This window comes from Kocuria flava (assembly GCF_001482365.1).
Lineage (GTDB): Bacteria > Actinomycetota > Actinomycetes > Actinomycetales > Micrococcaceae > Kocuria > Kocuria flava.
Genome location: NZ_CP013254.1, coordinates 3,328,547 through 3,346,235, shown reverse-complemented (window position 1 = coordinate 3,346,235; position 17,689 = coordinate 3,328,547). Strand labels below are relative to the sequence as shown.

Here is a 17,689-nt window from a genome sequence, read left to right as displayed (position 1 = left end):
CTTTCCGAGACACTTCCAAAATGCCGTCCGACGTGCCGCGACACTTTCGGGTCCGGTCCTTCGGCTAGTGTCGGTGCCGTTCGTCCCCCAGGAGTGGGGACGGCTCCGACCCCGGGCGTCCCCCGATGCGCCCCCGTCCCGCAGGAGCTGATGCGTGGAGACCGTCGTGGGCGCCGCCCCCCTCTGGCTGCTGCTGGTCGCCGCTCTCGCCGGGGCGCTCGTGGGGGCCTTCCTGCCCCGGGTGATCCGCCGTCACAGCCCCGCCCCCGTGCTGCCCGACGGTTCCGCGTCCGATGCTGAATCCCCTGCTTCCAGTGTCGATTCTTCAGCGCTCCTCGCGGTGGTCACTGCGGTGCTCTTCACGGCCGCAGCCTTCGTCTTCGGCCTGTCCTGGCAGCTGCCGGCGCACCTGTTCCTCGCCGCGACCGCGGTCGTGCTCACCGTGATCGACCTGCGCCACCACCTTCTGCCCAACGCTGTCGTCCTGCCCGCCCTGGGCTTCGGGTTCGTGCTGCTGGCCTGTGCTGCCGCGGTGGACGGCATCTGGGGAGCGCTGGTCCGGGCCGTGCTGGGCGCCGTGGTGCTCTTCGCGCTCTACCTCGTGCTGGCCCTCATCTCGCCGGCCGGACTCGGCATGGGCGACGTCAAGCTCGCCGCCGTGCTGGGCCTGTTCCTCGGCTACCAGGGCTGGGGTGCGCTCTTCGTGGGTGCGGTCCTCGCCTCGGTGGTCGGCGCGCTCGTGGGACTGGCCGTCCTGGCGAGCCGGCGGGGCGGGCTGCGCAGCGACGTGTCGTTCGGGCCGTCGATGCTCGCCGGCGCCCTCGTGGCCGTGGTCTGGGGCGAGCAGATCGCACGCAACCACCTTCTGCCGGGCCTGTACTGACCCCGTTCGGGGGACAGGATCGTCCGCGGACGCCTCGATGCGCATGCATGGAGTCTCCGACCAGGTATTACGTCGGACTTTGACGTCCCCCAAAGAGCATGCATACGAATGGTTGTGTCTTTGCTGGAGCAAAGTCTAATCTTCTTGCAGGTCAGTAGCCCGGTACGGGGAGAGCCGCGAGGCACATACCGACAGAGCTGACGGACCCATTTTCCTTAGAGGTTGCGCGGATAGGACCGCGTATGGGTCAGGGGCACCGGGCAGGGCGAGAGTCCCACCGGTAGCGCTTCCAGGACTGCCGGACCAGACGGCGGATGATGATGATCGCGCTGGCCAGCGCCACCCAGGCGTTCTGCACGCACCCTTGCCGGTCGGTCACCCTTGCCAGCGCCGAGAACCCTCTGTTGTGCCATGAGTTGGTCCGCTCGACGACCCATCGACGAGTGTGGCTGATAGGTAGGAAGGCCCCCTTGGGAGTGATGTTCGGGGTGCAGCCCAGCTCGGAGAGCAGATCCCGGGTCCGAGCCGAGTCATAGCCTGCATCCAGGTGGACTGTGATGACCTCAGGAAGCCTGAATCCGAGCACGGCGAGGGTTTCTAGCGTCGGTCGCAGGAGCGGAGAGTCGTTCCTGTTGGCCCCGGCCAGCACCCATCCGACCGGAATCCCGCCGCCGTCCACGAGCACCGATCTCTTGAGACCCGATTTGCCGCGGTCGACAGGGCTGTGGCCGGTGTTATCTCCTCCGCATGGTGCCTTGACGATGCATCCGTCGACCACGAGGTTGTTCAGGTCGAGGCCGACAGCCTGGTCGTAGGCCTCCAGCGCCAGGTGGTGGAGCTGTTCGAACACGTCGGCACGGATCCACTCGTCTCGGCGGGCTCGCATCGTGGTCGCCGAGCAGGTCTCGTCGGCGTGCTGCTGGTAGGTGCCGCCCAGGACGAGGCGGGCCAGAAGCTTGTCGAAGACGACCCGGTCTGGGATGCGCGGGCGGTGGCACCCCAGAGGGTGGTTGATGTTGCGTTCGGGTAGCAGGGCTTGGAACTGCTCCCACAGAGGGTCGGCGATGAAGCCGGGCAGGACGGGCACGTGATCTTGTGATCGTCGTCGTCGGGAGACGGGCGGGGCTGCCGCGGCGTACCCGTCTGGGCGCGGCGCGGCAGCCCCGGTCCTGCTACCCGGCCTGCGGCTGCCCCGCCGCGGTGGACGGCGAGCGGGAGATGACCACGGCACCGACGACCAGCCCGACGACGGCGAGCACCGCAGCGACCACAAACGGGTCCCCGGCGTCGGCGTGCAGGGCCGGTGCGAACCCTAGGCCGACGTAGACGGCTACACCGGCTGCTCCACCGAGCTGGTCGGATGCTCGCTGGACGCCGGAGGCGATCCCGGCGTCCTCCTCGGTGGTACCGCTGACGGCGATGTACTGCAGACCCACGAGCCCGAAGCCCATGCCCGCTGCGATCAGAAGCATCGCCGGGAGCAGCCACGTCGCTCCGCTGCCCAGGACGGCCACGAGCGCGACCACGCCCATTGCGCCGGCAGCAGCCCCCAGGCCGACCAGCACGCAGGCGCGTGCGCCCCAGCGTCCCAGCAGCCGGGGCACGAGCACCGAGGCCACGATCAGTGCCACGGCGAGGGGCAGCATCGTCAGGCCTGCCCCCAGAGGCCCGATGCCGAGCCTGTCCTGCAGGTAGAACGTGAACAGCAGGAACGACGTCGACAACGCACCGCTGAGCAGCATCGTCGTCAGGTTCGCCCGCAGCCGGGCGCGGTCGGCGAAGAAGGTCAGCGGGACCAGCGGGTTCGGCGACCTCGACTCGACCCTCACGAACCCGGCGGCAGCCAGCACCGCGCACAGCAGCGCGACCCCGCTGACCCACAGGCCGGTGGCAGGCTCGCCCGCCTCGACCGCGGCGTAGACGAACAGCAGCGGGCACGCGGTCAGCAGGAGTGAACCGGGAAGGTCCAGGCGGACCCGTCCGCCAGACGCGGGCCGGTCGGCTGGGACCAGGAGCAGCGCGGTCACGATCACGACCAGGATGAAGGGCACCGAGACCAGGAAGACCCAGCGCCAGCCCAGGTGGGCGGTGATGATCCCTGACAGGGCGAACCCGAGAACCAGGCCGCAGCTGGCCACGGCCGCCCACACGCTCAGGGCCCGCGACCGGCGCGGCCCCTCGGGGAAGAGCAGCACGATGGTCGCCATCGCCGCTGGCAGCGCGACGGCCTCGCCCGCACCCTGGAGCAGGCGGGCTGCGACCAGGACCGGGAAGGACGGGGCCAGGCCCGCTAGCAGGGAGGCCGCGCCGAAGACGCTCGTGCCGACCAGGAGGGTGCGGCGGCGGCCGAGAAGGTCACCGATCCGGCCGCCGAGCATCAGCAGCCCGCCGCCGGTGATGGTGTAGCCGACCACGACCCAGGTGAGGGAGTGTCCCGCGACGCCGAGGTCCGCGCCGATCGAGGGCAGCGCGATGTTGACCACGGTCACGTCGACCGCGATGAAGAACTGCAGCATCGACATCGCGCACAGCACGAGCCATGCGCGCACGGGGGCGGGACCGGTCCCGCGTGAAGTGGTGGAAGTGCCTGAAAGCATCAATTGCTCCGTCGCTCTGAAGAGTTACCGAGTAGCACGAAGGGCCGCTCCGGTCTGATCACGAAGCGGCTGGACGTTCCAGGTGAGGTGTTGCTGTGTGCCGGACGTCCCGCCGCTAGCGGGACGTCCTGGTCACTGCCGCGCAAGCGGCCGAGCTCGAAGCGCCTGACATGCTGCACATGCTAGCAGCGGGGAATCGTTGCCTCCGGGCCTGTCCTCCTATCCGCGCGAGCTCTTACCCCCTTCTCTCAAAGGATCCTGCCATGCTGCCTCTGCTCATCACCATCCAGAACGTCTTCTTCGCCGCCGGCGAGCGCCTCAAGAAGGACGAGAAGGGCGCCACCGCCGTGGAGTACGGCCTGATCGTCGGCCTTCTCGCCATTGTCGTCATCGGCGCGCTCACGCTGCTGAACGATCCGCTGCGCGAAATGATCCAGGGCGTGGTCGGCCAGCTCGGTGGCGGCGAGGAGACCCCCGCGACCTGATCGGTCTCGCCGAAACGCTGAAGCGCCGCGGCGTCCCACTGGGAGGCCGCGGCGCTTTGCTTGGAGAACACGTAGTCGTAAGTCCTGTGGCGGAAGGTTTGGCTCATGAACGCATGGAGGTCCGAGCGTGGTGCAGCTGCCGTAGAGTTCGCGCTCATTGTGCCGATCCTCATAGCCCTTCTGCTGGGCATCATCGAGTTCGGCCGGGCGTACAACGTGCAGATCAGCCTCACTCACGCCGCCCGGGAGACTGCTCGAACCATGGCGGTCGGCAACGTGTGGGCCGACGCCGTGAGCCGCGGAACGACAGCCGCCCCGGCCGTCGACCTCGAGGCAACCAATTTTGCCGCAGCGCCGGCGACCTGCGCTCCTGGCCAGCAGATTTCGGTCACCGTCTCCCACGAACTCGAGACGCTCACCGGTATCGCGGGCGGTCTGACCCTGACCGGAGAGGCGGCCATGCGATGCGGCGGCTGATCGATCACCTTCTCGACGCCCGGGCGATGCATCGCGAGAATGGCGAGCGCGGAGCCGTATCCGTCATGACAGCCGTCTCTCTCGTTGTAATTCTCGGCTTCGCAGCACTCGCCATCGACGTCGGCATGCTCTACGAGGAGCGCGCCGAGTTGCAGTCGGGAGCCGATGCCGCGGCGCTGGCCATCGCGCAGGATTGTGCGGTGAATCGTGCCGACTGCGCGACTCCGACCGACACCGCCCAAGCGCTGGCCAACGCCAACGCGAAGGACGAGGCGGCTGCCGTCGCCGAGGCCTCCGTCGACATGGCGGCGCAGAGCGTCGCTGTCCGCCTCGCAACAGGCGACGAGAGCGGTGTGGGGTCGCTGTCGCTCGCCTTCGCCCGATTTCTCGGGCAGGACACTGCGACCGTGGGCGCTTCCTCGGGGGCACAGTGGGGTGCGGTGCAGAAGGGGCCGGCGCAGCTGTCCATCGCCTTCGCCCAGTGCGAGGTCGACGCAAAGTTCGACGACGGACCGGTGGTCATCGGCATGCAGGACAACTCGAACTCGGCGGGATGCCCCTCTGGGACGGCCGGCTCCGCCGGCGGCTTCGGCTGGTACAAGCTCGCCAAGAACGACAGCGATCCTGCCTGCGGCGCCGACGTCTCGGTCTCGGTGGTCGTGGCCGCCGACACAGGTTCCAACCTGCCGAGCGTGTGCGACGAAATCCTGGCCCAGATCAAGAGCGGTGCACTCGACAACATCCTCCTCTTCCCCGTGTACCAGAACGTCAGCGGCACCGGCGCCAACGCCGAGTACACCATCACGGCGTGGGTGGCCTTCGAGGTCCTGGGCTGGAAGTTCACCTCGAACGAGGAGTACAACTACCCGGCCTGCACCGGGTCCTCGAACTACTGCAACAAGGGCATCTACGGCCGCTTCGTCGAGTACGTGACCCTCGACGACTACGAGCTCTCGACGCAGCCGCCGTCCAACGGTCTGGCCGTCGTCGAGCTCACCGACTGAATCTCTTTATTTCCACCGATCCTGCTCTGCTCACCCCGTGAGGATGACACTCCCGTGAAGACCCGAATTCTCGCCGGCTTCGTGATGGCAGTCCTGGCCATCGCCGGCCTGGTCCTCGTCACCACCTACGTCGGCACAGCCGACGCCCGCGCCCTCGACGACCAGGAGCCGCGAGAGGTCTACCTCGTCACCGCGCCGATCCCCGAGGGCACGCCCGTCGGCGAGTTCGGCGAGTCCGTCGCCCTGCACACGGTGCCCGCCGCCGTGGTGCCCGACGGCGCGCTGTCCTCCTTCGACGGCCAGAGCGGCAAGGTCGCCGGCGTCGACCTGCAGCCGGGGGAGCAGTTGCTCAGCTCTAGGCTGGTCGACCGCCAGGCTCTCGAGGCGCCCGGCACCGTCCCAGTCCCGGCGGGTCTCCAAGAGGTGACCATCCAGCTCGAGGCGCCTCGCGTGATCGGCGGCCAGCTGGCCGCCGGGGACCGGGTCGGGTTCTTCGTCTCCTTCGAGGGCGACGACGCCCGGGTCTCCCGGACCGCCAAGGACCTGGACAAGGTCCTCGTCACCGCGGTGCAGGGTGCACCCTCCACGGCGACATCGGCCGAGAGTGAGGGCGGAGCCGAGACCACGGGGTCCGAGACCCCTGCCGTACCGGAGGGGACCATGCTCGTCACCTTTGCCGTCAACGCCGACACCGCCGAGAAGATCGTCTACGCCTCCGAGTTCGGCCGGATCTGGCTCTCGCTCGAGCCCGAGGACGCCGAGGAGAACGCCAACGGCGCCACCAGAGAGGACTTCTCATGAGCCGCCTGCTGCTCGTCACCGGCGACCCCGCCTATGACTCCCGTTTCCGCCAGGCCGTCCAGGGCCGGCTGCCCGGCGAGGTGCAGACCGTTCTCGGCACCGCGCTGCCCGCCACCCCGGACGAGCTGCTCGGCCGCTCCGTCGGCGAGCTGCCCACCGTGGTGGTGCTCGGGCCCGGCCTCGACCTCCACGACGCCCTGCACCTGGGTGGTGTCTTCGACATCCAACGGCCCGAGGTCGCTCTCATCCTGGTCGTGCCGCCGGACATGTCGCTCGCCGTGGCCGCGATGCGCGCCGGGTTCCGCGACGTGCTCGACCTCGACGCCGACGCCGACGGCATCCTCGCCACGCTCTCCCGCGTCCTCGACGCCGCGGAGTCCCGGCGCCGCGTGCTGCCGCACGGCGGCCCCGCGACCGGGGTGCTGCCCGCGGTGCCGGCGGCTCCGCGCGACGACTCCCGCACGATCGTGGTGACCTCGCCCAAAGGTGGGGTCGGCAAGACCACGGTCGCCACGAACCTCGCCGTGGGCCTGGGGCGGATTGCGCCCATGAACACGGTCATCGTGGACCTGGACGTCCAGTTCGGCGACGTCGCCGCCGCGCTGCGGCTGGCTCCCGAGCACTCGCTGACCGAGGCTGTGACGGGCCCTGCCGTCGACGACGCCCTGGTGCTCAAGACCTTCCTCACCGTCCACCCCGCCTCGATCTACGCCCTGTGCACCCCGGCCAACCCGGCCGAGGGCGAGCTCGTGGGCGGCGCCCAGGTCGCCCACCTGCTCGAGCAGCTCTCGGGACAGTTCCAGTACGTCGTCGTCGACACCGCCCCGGGCATGGGCGAGCACGCGCTCGCCGCGCTCGAGGCGGCCACCGACGTCGTCTTCCTCACCGGCATGGACGTCCCCGGCGTGCGCGGGCTGCGCAAGCAGATGGACCTGCTCGGCGAGATCGACCTCGTCCCGCCCAGTGCGCAGGTCGTGGTCAACGCCGCCGACCGGAACTCCGGACTGTCGGTGCAGGACATCGAGGCCACGATCCGCGCCTCGGTCGACCTCGTGGTGCCCCGGTCCCGTCTGGCCCCGTACGCCACCAACCGCGGGGAACCCTTGTTGCTGCACGCGCCCAAGGACAAGGCCGCGCGGCAGCTGCAGACCCTCATCGACTCCTTCGCCCCCGACCGCCCCACCCCCCGGCGCGGTCTGCGCCGGAAGGCTCTGGTCCGCTCATGAAGCTCGCCGAACGCCTCGCCGCCGCCCGCGGCGAGATCATCCCCCCGACTTCGGACGCTCCCGCGGCGGCGCCCGGAGATGACTTCGCTCAGCCGCCCGCGCCGGAGTCCGTACCCGCAGGCGCCGAAGGTTTTTCCCACATAGCCGACGACGGACCGGACCTCAGCGCTCTCGTGCTCCCGGCGCGGGAGGCCCCGGCCGAGCCTGCCCCGCGGGTGCAGGTCGGGAAGTTCGACGCCCTCGCCGGGCTCAAGCACCGGGTCAAGCAGGAGCTGCTCGACCGCATCGGCTCCCGTCAGTCCGACTCGAGCCTTACTGACGTCCAGCTCAAGGACTTCGCCACCAAGGAGCTCACGCGCATCGTCGCCGAGGAGCAGGTGCCGATGTCCTCCGAGGAGCGGATCCGGCTGATCCGCTCGGTCAGCGACGACGTGCTCGGCTACGGCCCGCTCCAGGAGCTGCTCGACGACGACTCCGTCACCGAGATCATGGTCAACGGGCCCAACCAGATCTTCGTGGAGCAGAAGGGCAAGGTGTTCCTCTCCGAGGCGACCTTCGCCACCGAGCAGGACCTGCGCCACGTCATCGAGAAGATCGTCACCCAGGTCGGCCGGCGCATCGACGAGTCCTCGCCCCTGGTCGACGCACGCCTGCCCGACGGCTCGCGCGTCAACGCCGTCATCCCGCCGCTCGCGGTCAAGGGCTCGTCCCTGACGATCCGCAAGTTCGCCAAGGACCCGCTGACCATCGAGGACCTCATCCGCTTCGGCTCGGTCTCCCCACAGATGGCCGACCTGCTGCGGGCCTGCGTCGAGGCGCACCTGAACATCCTCGTGGCCGGCGGCACGGGCACCGGCAAGACGACGATGCTCAACGTCATCTCCTCCTTCATCCCGCACGGCGAGCGCATCGTGACCATCGAGGACGCCGTGGAGCTGCAGCTGCAGCAGGAGCACGTCGTCCAGCTCGAGTCCCGGCCGGCCAACATCGAGGGCAAGGGCGAGATCTCTATCCGGGACCTGCTCAAGAACTCCCTGCGCATGCGCCCCGACCGGATCGTGGTGGGGGAGTGCCGCGGCGGTGAGGCCCTGGACATGCTCCAGGCCATGAACACCGGCCACGACGGGTCGCTCTCGACCATCCACGCCAACTCCCCGCGCGACACCATCTCGCGCCTCGAGACCCTCGTGATGATGGCCGGCATGGACCTGCCCCAGCGGGCGATCCGCGAGCAGATCGCCTCGGCCATTCACGTGGTCGTCCAGCTTTCGCGCCTGCGCGACGGCACCCGCCGGGTCACCCACATCACCGAGATCCAGGGCATGGAGGGCGAGACCGTGACGCTGCAGGACGCGTTCCTCTTCGACTGGGACGCCGGCGTGGACCCGCGCACCGGCCGGTTCCGCGGCACGACCCGGTCCACCGGGGTGCGCCCGCGCTTCGTGGACAAGTTCGAGGACTACGGCATCAAGCTCCACCCCTCCGTCTTCGATCCGGGGCGGCACTGATGGCGCCGCTGCTGACCGGGTTCGGGCTGCTCGTCCTCGCGGGGCTGCTCGGGCTCTTCGTGGTCTTCCGCTCCCGTACCCCGCGCCTGCCCATGGACCGCCGCCGGCCCCCGCGGAGCCCTCGGGAGCAGGAGACCTCGCAGCTGTCCCGGCTCACCGGGGTGACCACCGAGGCGGTCTCCGAGTTCCTGGAGGAGCGCGGGTGGACCCGGCGCATCGCCGCCGCCCTGGAGAACGCCGGCATCAAGGCCTCGCCGGCCGACTTCCTCGTCCTGGTCGCCGCAGGGGCGGCCGCGGCCGCGGCGATCGGCACGATCGCCGGGGGCTTTCTGCTGGGCGTCCTGTTCCTGCTGGCCGCGCCGGTTGTCGCGAAGGTCGTGGTCGGATTTCTGACGAATCGGCGCAAACGGGTCTTCGCCGATCAACTCGACAACACGCTCCAGCTGTTCTCCGGATCCCTCCGCGCCGGCCACTCGCTCCTGCGCGCGGTCGACGCGGTGGCGAAGGAGTCCGAGGTGCCAACCTCCGAGGAGCTGACTCGGATCGTCAACGAAACTCGGCTCGGCATGGACCTCGACACCTCCATGAGTCAAGTTGCCAAGCGCATGGGGTCCGAGGATTTTTCCTGGGTTGCCCAAGCCATTGGCATCCACCGTGAGGTGGGCGGCGATCTGGCGGAGGTTCTAGACCGCGTGGCTGGAACGATTCGTGAAAGAAACCAGATACGGCGACAGGTCAGAACATTGTCGGCGGAAGGCAAGTTGTCGGCCTACATTCTGATGGCTTTGCCCCTATTCATCTCAGCCCTTCTGATGTTTATCTCACCGGATTACGGGCCCTTCGGATTTGAGCGGGGTGAGGGGGCTGGGCTCGTCACCGTGAGCAGGGCTCTCGGCGTGTCGGGAACCGGGTAGGCGTCAGGGCTTCCTTGGATGGGAAGCGACCAAGCAAACCCGTCCGAAGAAAGCCCCGACATGCCTGAGAGTACCGACCCTGACCTTGCCGTGTCTGCTTGCACCGAGCGGTGGTGCGTCCGCGCGGACGCGATGCTGGGCGTGGACGGCATCCACGTCGAGTCCGTCGTGAGGACCGAGGACGGGCTGCTGCTGGGCGTGGCCACCGCCCCGGGCCCGACCGGATGCCCGCAGTGTGGGGTCGTAGCCGCTTCCAAGGGTCGCCGGTCGGTCCTCGTCCACGATCTGCCCTGCTTCGGGGCGCCGGTGCGTCTGCTCTGGCGCAAGCGGATCTACCGGTGCCCGGAGGACGCCTGCGAGGTGATGACGTTCAGCGAGGTCCACGAGCTGGCCTCCCCGCGGGCGAAACTGACTCGCCGGGCCATCACCTGGGCCGTGGCGCAGCTGCGTTCCCACGACATCGCCGTCTCGGCCCTGGCCGAGATGCTTGGGGTGGACTGGCACACCCTGTGGGACGCCGCCAAGCCGCTGATCGAGGAAGCCCTCGAGCGGCCCGATCGGCTGGCAGGGGTGGACGCACTGGGGGTTGATGAGCACGTCTGGTCCCATGTGGGTCCACCCGGGACCGGGCTCATCACCGGGATCGTGGACCACTCCCGCGACGAGAACGGCCGCCCCAGAGCGCGACTGCTCGACCTGGTGAAGGGCCGCACCGGAACCGTCTACGCCGACTGGCTCACCACCCAGGGCCTGGGGTTCACGAGCGGGATTCGCACGGCCACACTGGACCCGTTCCACGGCTACGCCAACGCGATCCGCGACGAGTTGCCGGAGGCGATCACGGTGCTCGACGCGTTCCATGTGGTCAAGCTCGGCGGGCAGGTCGTCGATGAGGTGCGTCGCCGCGTGCAGCAGGACACCCTGGGCCACCGCGGCAGGGCAGGGGACCCGCTCTACGGCATCCGGCGCACCCTGCAGATCGGCGCCGAGCATCTCACGCCCAAGCAGATCACCCGTCTGAACGCGAAGCTGGTGGCCGGGGACCCGCACCACGAGGTCACTGTGGCCTGGCACTGCTATCAGAAGCTCCGAGCCGTCTACCATGCTCGCCCCGAGCAAGGGCGCCGGCTCGTGGCCGAGGTCCTCGCCTCGTTCCCGTCCTGCCCGATCCCGGAAATCGCCCGGCTCGGAAGAACGCTACGGCGGTGGAGGGCGGCGATTCTGGCCTATTTCGACACCGCCGGAGCCTCGAACGGGCCCGTCGAAGCCGTGAACGGGGTGATCGAGACGATGCGACGGGTCGCCCGAGGGTTCCGGAACTTCGACAACTATCGGCTACGAGCACTGCTCGCCGCCGGTGGCCACCGGCCCTGGCGAAACAGCGCCGCCCCCGCTTAAATCCGAAGGACCGGATTACGTCTCGCTGTTCTTCACCAGTGGGATTTTAGGTTACGGAATGATCGCAATTTCTCTGATTATGTTCGCGATCGGCGGGTTCTGGATGTCGAAGGTTGTAAAAATAAAATTTTAGGAAGATTCAATTGTTGGTGAAGGACATGCAATGACTGCACTGCTTCTCGGCCCACTGCTTCTGGCTGCTGCCGCCGCCATGGCCATCTGGCTTGCTGTCGGTGTCCGTTGGGGTGGGGATCGGATGGTGCGTGAGAATCTCCGCATCGGCCTCCTGAGTGCTACCTCGACCGACGTTCGCGAAGCCCCGGACTTCGGCTGGGCTCAGCGCCTCACCACCGGCAAGGGACGGGAGCGGCTCGAGACCCTCTACTCCAAGGCCGGCCGGCCCGCCGGCTGGCCCATTCCGAGGCTCCTGGCGTACAAGACCTACGCCCTCGGCGCCGCGCTGCTCGTGGGCCTGCTGCTGCTGAGCCTGACCGGCGGCAACGGCATGATCCTGCTGATGACCGTGGTCATGGTGCCGGTGGGCTACTTCCTGCCGGAGCTGCTGCTGTACTCCCGCGGTATCGAGCGGCAGAAGGCGATCGGCCTCGAGCTCGCCGACACCCTCGACCAGATGATGATCGCGGTGGAGGCCGGCCTTGGCTTCGAGTCCGCGATGGCCCGGGCCGGGCACAACGGCAAGGGCCCGCTCGCGGAGGAGCTCGTGCGCACCCTCCAAGAGATGCGCGTGGGCATCCCGCGCCGCGACGCCTACTTGGCGCTCGAGCAGCGCACCGACGTGCCCGACCTGCGGCAGTTCACCCGCGCCGTCATCCAGGCCGACGCCTATGGTATCTCTATCGCCTCTGTGCTACGGACTCAGGCGAATGAAATGCGCATCAAACGTAAGCAGCGCGCTGAGGAGGCTGCTCAAAAAATTCCGACCAAGATTCTTCTGCCTCTCATGCTTTTCATTCTGCCGGTATTGTTCATTGCTGTTCTGGGTCCGACGGTCATTAATGTCTTGAATACATTCCTCTAATATTATGAAGCAGACTAAATGGATGAAATTTGGCAAGTCGTCTGTTTCGACTTTTCTCGCCCTCGTCTCCCTCGCCGCGGCCGGCCTGCTCGTGCAGCAGCAGCTGGGCGGGACCGTCGTCGTCGGCGGGGACGTCCAGCACGCGGACCCCGCCGCGGTGAGCGCCCCCGGTCCGCTCCGGGCCGCGTCGCTGTCGGCGGACGACGCCCGGGCGGCCGGTGACCCCGGCCCGCACACCGGGATCACCGGCCCGGAGACCTGCGGCGACCTGACCACCCGGGCGCGGGTGTGCTCCCCGTCGATCGGGGTGGACGCGGCCCTCGAGCCGGTCGGCACGGACGGCGCCGGCGCCATGGTCGTGCCCACCCACGCGGACCGGGCGGCGATCGGCTGGTACGAGGAGTCGGCCCCGGTCGGCGCCGCGCAGGGCAACGCCGTGCTGGCGGGCCACGTCGACCACCCCGCCGGGGCCCCCGCCCTGGGCACCTTGCACACCGCGCGGCCGGGACAGAAGCTGTGGGTCTCCGACGGCGCCGGGGCGGTGCACTCCTACACGGTGGTCGCCGTGCGGGAACCCACGCCGCGTGAGGCTCTGCCGCAAGTTGAGCCCCCGATAGTGGTGTAGCGCGGTGGCCCTGCTCGTCGTCCCGGACGAGAGCGCGGCCACCGTGAGATCTTTCGAGTTCACCTCTCACAGCACCCTCGAAAGGACATCATCACGATGACCGCTCCTCATATTGTCGACCCTGCCGGCCTGCTCGGCGAAGCCCTGACCGAAGCCTCCCCGGACTTGATGCGGACCCTGCTGCAGACAGTGATCAACGCGCTGCTCTCCGCCGACGCGGACGCGGTGGTCGGCGCCGAGTGGGGCAGACCCGCTCCCGAGCGGGTGACCCAGCGCAACGGGTACCGGCACCGCGACCTCGACACCCGGATGGGTACGATCGACGTGGCCGTCCCGAAGCTGCGCGCTGGCACCTACTTCCCGGAATGGCTGCTCGAGCGCCGCAAGCGGGCCGAATCCGCCCTGATCACCGTGGTCGCCGACTGCTACCTCGCCGGGGTCTCGACCCGCCGGATGGACAAGCTGGTGAAGACCCTGGGCATCAACTCCCTGTCGAAGTCCCAGGTCTCCCGAATGGCCACCGACCTCGACGAGCACGTGGAGTCCTTCCGCCACCGGCCCCTGGGCGAGGCCGGGCCGTTCACCTTCGTGGCCGCCGACGCACTGACCATGAAGGTCCGCGAGGGCGGGCGGGTGGTCAACGCGGTCGTGCTGCTGGCCACCGGGGTCAACGGCGACGGCCACCGGGAGGTCCTCGGGATGCGGGTGGCCACGGCCGAGACCGGGGCGGCCTGGAACGAGTTCTTCGCCGACCTCGTCGCCCGGGGACTGGGCGGGGTCCGGCTGGTCACCTCTGATGCCCATGCCGGGCTCAAGGACGCGATCGCCGCGAACCTGCCCGGTGCCGCCTGGCAACGGTGCCGCACCCACTACGCGGCCAATCTCATGTCGATCTGCCCGAAGAGCATGTGGCCGGCCGTCAAAGCCATGCTGCACAGCGTCTACGACCAGCCCGACGCCACCGCCGTGAACGCCCAGTTCGACCGCCTCATCGACTACGTCACCGAGAAGCTCCCGGCGGTGGCCGAGCACCTGGCCAATGCCCGGGAGGACATCCTCGCCTTCACGAGCTTCCCCAAGGACGTCTGGGCGCAGATCTGGTCCAACAACCCTGCCGAGAGGTTGAACAAGGAGATCCGGCGCCGCACCGACGCGGTCGGGATCTTCCCCAACCGCGCAGCCATCGTCCGCCTCGTCGGCGCGGTGCTGGCCGAGCAGACCGACGAATGGGCCGAGGGCCGCCGCTACCTCGGCCTGGAGGTCCTCACCCGCTGCCGGCTCACCACCGTCGCCGACACCGGAAGCGAGGTGAGCCCCGACCCCCTGACCGCCCTCACCGCCTGATCCCCGCACGAAGGATCGCTACACCACTCCCGGGGGCTTGACCCTGCCGCAGGACGTCTTCGAGCTCACCGGCGAGCCCGGGCTGTCCCTGGTCACGTGCTCGGGCGACTACGTCCGCCCCGACGGCTCGCCCACGTGGTCCTACACGAACAACCTCGTGGTCGACCTCGCCCTCGACCCCGAGACGGCCCCGGTCCCGTGACGGCCCGCGACGCGGGACTGTCCGCTCTTGCGGGTACACCGCCCGTCGCACGGCGTCTTCCGCGAGACGCCGGCAACTCATGCAATTACATTGGTAAACGACGGTGGAGCGCCCGGCGCACCACCCCTCCCGCCCCTCCCCAGGAGACCTCCATGCCCTCCACCCTGCCCGCCCGCCGCCCCCGGCTGCTCGCCGCCGCGGTGCTCGCCGGCACCACCGCGGTCGCCGGCCCGCTGCTGACCGCGGCCCCGGCCGCCGCCGCGCCCGTGGCGATCGACGGCACCGCGGTGGAGCTCCCCGAGGGCACCCCGGCCACCGGGCCGGAGCACTACTTCACCCCCGTCTCTTTGAGCAACGGGGACACCGGCTACGGCCTCGACGAGGACCAGCCCCTGGCCCCGCTGGACGAGGAGGTGCTCGACGACGAGCACTACGCCGTGACCCAGCCCGTCGACGACCCCGACGGCGGCTGGACGCAGGTCGTCGGCGAGAGGGCCGGCGGCACCCCCGTCTACTGGGAGCGGGACAGTGCCGCCCTGGCCGGGTACCTGCTCTCCGTCTTCGGCGCGACCGACGACGCGCACGAGGCGCGGGCCGTCCACTGGGCCGTGCGCTCCCTGGCGACGGCCGAGGCTCCGAACCCGGAGCTGTCCGGGCTCGAGGACTCCCACCTCGAGCGCGCCGCCGCGATGCTCGAGCAGGCCCGCCGCGTCGTGCCCGTCCTCCAGGCCCAGGAGGACGGGGCGATCTCGGTGGACACCGCTCCCGACGGCAGCCCCGAGCGTCTGCTCGTCGAGCTGCCGGAGATCGCCTACGCCACGACCGTGACCCTCGACGGGCCGGTCGCCTTCGCCGACGGGACCCGCGAGCGGACGTTCCGCGCGGAGAGCGGCCGGCAGGTGCTCGACCTGGCCGTCCCTGCCGGCACCACCGCGGGCGAGCTCGCCGTGACCGTGACCGCCACGACGCCCACGACCGAGCTCACCGTCCTCGCCGACGAGGACTACCGCGACCTGTTCATCGCCGGTCAAGACCGCGAGCTGAGCTGGTCCGCGCGCACGGCCTTCGAGATCGCGGCGGCACCCGACGCGCCCGCCGGGGACGGGGCCGACGACGACGGGGCGCAGCCGACCGCCGGCGCCGACCCCACTCCGGGGGAGGGGGGCACCCCCGAGGACCCGGACACCACCGACGGCGCCGACGCACCCCGGGAGGGGACGTCCGGGGACGGCGCGGTGCGGCCGGGCCCCGAAGACGGGGGTAGTACAGCGCCCGAGCGGTCCGTGCCGGTCGTGGTGATCGCCCCCGAGGCCGCGCAGCGCGTGCAGGCGAGCCTGGAGGCCTTCGTGCTCTTCGAGGAGTCGACGAGCACGCACACCGAAACCGTCACCGAGACGACCACGACCGTCGCCGGCAGCGCCGGCGCCGGGTACGGCGCGGGCTACGGCGCCGCCTACGCCGAGGCCGTCACGGCGGACACCGGCACCGGGGGCGTCCGGGCCGCCGCCGCCCCGCAGCAGCTGACCACCGGGCTCCTGGCGCTGCTCGCCGTGGGCGCCGGCCTCGGGTCCTGGGCGCTGCGCCGCCGCCGGCCCGCCGATCCCGACCCGGCCTCCTGACCGCGTCCCGACCCCCTCGCTCCTGGAGAACCCGATGACCCAGCGAACCCGCATCCTCGCCCTGGCCGCGCTCTCGCTCGCGGCGCTCACCGGCTGCGGCGGCGCCGCCGCCGAGGCCCGGTCCGCGCACACCTACGAGCCGCTCCCGCCCCTGACCACGGCGACCCCGTCCCCGGACCCGGAGCCGCAGCCCACCTCGCGGCCCGCCCCGGACACGGAGGCCCCGGCGTCCGGCTCCGGGGGCGGCGGTGGAGCGGCCGCCGGCGGCTCCGGCGGCTCCGGCGGCGCGCCCGCCGCGTCCGGCGGCGGCTCGTCCCAGGGGGCGAGTGCCGTGGCGGCCCCGGCCCCGGCTCCCGTGGCGGCCCCCGTCCAGGTCCCGGTGCAGGCGCCCGTGCAGGCCCCGGCGGCACCGGCCGCGGGGGAGTTCTCCGGGCAGCTGACGGAGCGGACCACGACGTCGACCACCACGACCACCTCCACCCGGCTCGAGGCCGGGCTGATGATCGAGCTCTCCTGCGAGGGGCTGTGCGTGCTCGAGGACCTGGCGGACCCGGAGCTGGCCGGACCGGACGGGCCCTTCTCCGAGGAGGCGCTCACCCGCGCCCTCGAGGAGGAGCTGGGCCGGGCCGGCGCGGACACGGTGCTCACCGGGGACCTCGCCGAGCAGCTCCTGCGCTCCGGGTGGACCCTGGCCGACCGGGACGTCGAGGGTGGGGACGAGACGCTGGTCCTCGCCCCGGCCCGCGCGAAGTAGCCCGCGCCCCGGCCGGACCCGTCGGGGCGGACCGGGGTCGAGGGACGGACGGGAAAGGGCCGGGCCCCGCCGCACCGGGTGCGGCGGGGCCCGGCCCCTCGGCGTGCGCGGCTCAGACGGAGCCGGTCGCCCAGTGCACGGCGAAGCAGGCGGTGGCGGCCATCGAGTACAGCCACACGGAGGCCTCGCGGGTCCACGGGACCTTCTTCGTCAGCGCGGAGCTGACCACGGCCGCCACGATCAGGGCGACGCCCAGCCACAGGGACCAGTCCGTGAACAGCTGCAGCGCGGCGCCCAGCACGCCGTCGCCCGTCGCGTCGAGGACGCGGTCGATGTCGGTATCCATGAAGTTCTCCCCCCGGAGCGATCGGTTCCCGGACGCCCCCGGCGCCCGTGCCACGGGCTCGGCGACCGCGGGGCAGGGGAGCGGTGGATCGCCCGGATCCCCCTGCTGCCGGGCGGTCGGACCCGTTGCCGCGAGTCTAATTCATGCATTTGCGACTTTGTGGGCGGGGGGTGTCGATTCTTGCGGGGACAGTCCGCCGCGGCCCGTACCCGTCGTCGGACGTGCGGGCGCGGGCACGCGAAAGGCCCCGGACCGAAGCGGTCCGGGGCCTTTCACAGCTGGTCGGGATGACAGGATTTGAACCTGCGACCTCGTCGTCCCGAACGACGCGCGCTACCAAGCTGCGCCACATCCCGTGGTCCCCGGCCTCGGCCGGAAACAACTGCTCCATCATAGCCACGGCCTCCCGCCGTCGCGAAATCCGGGCGGGATGCACGGGGCGTGTCGCCGCCCTGTGAGGCAGATCA

At 70.3% G+C, this 17,689-nt stretch carries 18 protein-coding genes and 1 tRNA gene; 15 read left to right on the top strand and 4 right to left on the bottom strand.

Going from position 1 to position 17,689, the window contains the following annotated elements; translation table 11 throughout:
- Positions 1-154: 154 nt before the first annotated feature.
- Positions 155-883 carry a prepilin peptidase gene (locus AS188_RS14945; protein WP_058859506.1) on the top strand — a complete coding sequence of 243 codons (729 nt, stop codon included), beginning with the start codon at positions 155-157 and terminating at the stop codon, positions 881-883.
- A gap of 247 nt (positions 884-1,130) precedes the next feature.
- Here the strand turns inward: AS188_RS14945 and AS188_RS14940 are convergent, their stop codons facing one another.
- Positions 1,131-1,970 (bottom strand): IS5 family transposase, encoded by an 840-nt coding sequence (locus tag AS188_RS14940; protein ID WP_058859505.1) that lies wholly within the window; start codon positions 1,968-1,970, stop codon positions 1,131-1,133.
- Between the two features lie 85 nt (positions 1,971-2,055).
- On the bottom strand, positions 2,056-3,432 hold the full coding sequence (locus AS188_RS14935) for an MFS transporter (RefSeq protein WP_204356396.1): 1,377 nt from the start codon (positions 3,430-3,432) through the stop codon (positions 2,056-2,058).
- 311 nt (positions 3,433-3,743) lie between these two features.
- Here AS188_RS14935 and AS188_RS14930 point away from each other — a divergent pair, with 311 nt between their 5' ends.
- The 14 genes from AS188_RS14930 to AS188_RS14870 all read left to right on the top strand — a co-directional run bounded on the left by AS188_RS14930 (position 3,744) and on the right by AS188_RS14870 (position 16,876).
- Positions 3,744-3,965 carry a Flp family type IVb pilin gene (locus AS188_RS14930; protein WP_058859504.1) on the top strand — a complete coding sequence of 74 codons (222 nt, stop codon included), beginning with the start codon at positions 3,744-3,746 and terminating at the stop codon, positions 3,963-3,965.
- 105 nt (positions 3,966-4,070) lie between these two features.
- Positions 4,071-4,442: a TadE/TadG family type IV pilus assembly protein gene (locus tag AS188_RS14925; protein WP_058859503.1), complete on the top strand. Its 372-nt coding sequence runs from the start codon at positions 4,071-4,073 to the stop codon at positions 4,440-4,442.
- Positions 4,430-5,446 (top strand): pilus assembly protein TadG-related protein, encoded by a 1,017-nt coding sequence (locus tag AS188_RS14920; RefSeq protein WP_058859502.1) that lies wholly within the window; start codon positions 4,430-4,432, stop codon positions 5,444-5,446. Before AS188_RS14925 ends, AS188_RS14920 begins: the two co-directional genes overlap by 13 nt.
- Before the next feature lie 54 nt (positions 5,447-5,500).
- Complete coding sequence (gene cpaB / locus AS188_RS14915; RefSeq protein ID WP_058859501.1) at positions 5,501-6,247, top strand: Flp pilus assembly protein CpaB; 747 nt, start codon at positions 5,501-5,503, stop codon at positions 6,245-6,247.
- A complete protein-coding gene (locus AS188_RS14910) occupies positions 6,244-7,473 on the top strand; it encodes a CpaE/TadZ family protein (protein ID WP_058859500.1) in 1,230 nt (409 codons plus the stop codon). The genes cpaB and AS188_RS14910 overlap by 4 nt, the downstream gene beginning before the upstream one ends.
- Positions 7,470-8,981, top strand: a complete 1,512-nt coding sequence (locus AS188_RS14905; protein ID WP_058859499.1) for a TadA family conjugal transfer-associated ATPase — start codon at positions 7,470-7,472, stop codon at positions 8,979-8,981. Before AS188_RS14910 ends, AS188_RS14905 begins: the two co-directional genes overlap by 4 nt.
- Positions 8,981-9,895: a type II secretion system F family protein gene (locus tag AS188_RS14900; RefSeq protein ID WP_058859498.1), complete on the top strand. Its 915-nt coding sequence runs from the start codon at positions 8,981-8,983 to the stop codon at positions 9,893-9,895. The genes AS188_RS14905 and AS188_RS14900 overlap by 1 nt, the downstream gene beginning before the upstream one ends.
- A gap of 60 nt (positions 9,896-9,955) precedes the next feature.
- Positions 9,956-11,293, top strand: a complete 1,338-nt coding sequence (locus AS188_RS14895) for an ISL3 family transposase (protein ID WP_236945002.1) — start codon at positions 9,956-9,958, stop codon at positions 11,291-11,293.
- Between the two features lie 163 nt (positions 11,294-11,456).
- Positions 11,457-12,332, top strand: a complete 876-nt coding sequence (locus AS188_RS14890; RefSeq protein WP_058859497.1) for a type II secretion system F family protein — start codon at positions 11,457-11,459, stop codon at positions 12,330-12,332.
- Positions 12,333-12,336: 4 nt separating this feature from the next.
- A complete protein-coding gene (locus AS188_RS14885) occupies positions 12,337-12,957 on the top strand; it encodes a class F sortase (RefSeq protein WP_083529491.1) in 621 nt (206 codons plus the stop codon).
- A gap of 96 nt (positions 12,958-13,053) precedes the next feature.
- Complete coding sequence (locus tag AS188_RS14880; protein WP_058857610.1) at positions 13,054-14,301, top strand: IS256 family transposase; 1,248 nt, start codon at positions 13,054-13,056, stop codon at positions 14,299-14,301.
- A 37-nt stretch (positions 14,302-14,338) separates the two neighbouring features.
- On the top strand, positions 14,339-14,503 hold the full coding sequence (locus AS188_RS16985; protein ID WP_157570930.1) for a sortase family protein: 165 nt from the start codon (positions 14,339-14,341) through the stop codon (positions 14,501-14,503).
- A gap of 152 nt (positions 14,504-14,655) precedes the next feature.
- Entirely contained in the window at positions 14,656-16,122 is a 1,467-nt protein-coding gene (locus AS188_RS14875) for a hypothetical protein (protein ID WP_058859495.1), read from the top strand.
- A gap of 34 nt (positions 16,123-16,156) precedes the next feature.
- The gene (locus AS188_RS14870; RefSeq protein ID WP_058859494.1) at positions 16,157-16,876 is read left to right on the top strand and encodes a hypothetical protein; all 720 of its coding nucleotides are present in this window, start codon (positions 16,157-16,159) and stop codon (positions 16,874-16,876) included.
- A 112-nt stretch (positions 16,877-16,988) separates the two neighbouring features.
- Here AS188_RS14870 and AS188_RS14865 read toward each other — a convergent pair whose 3' ends face one another.
- Both AS188_RS14865 and AS188_RS14860 read right to left on the bottom strand, forming a co-directional pair.
- Positions 16,989-17,222 carry a hypothetical protein gene (locus AS188_RS14865; RefSeq protein WP_058859493.1) on the bottom strand — a complete coding sequence of 78 codons (234 nt, stop codon included), beginning with the start codon at positions 17,220-17,222 and terminating at the stop codon, positions 16,989-16,991.
- Between the two features lie 279 nt (positions 17,223-17,501).
- A tRNA-Pro gene (locus tag AS188_RS14860) sits at positions 17,502-17,578 on the bottom strand.
- Between the last annotated feature and the right edge of the window lie 111 nt (positions 17,579-17,689).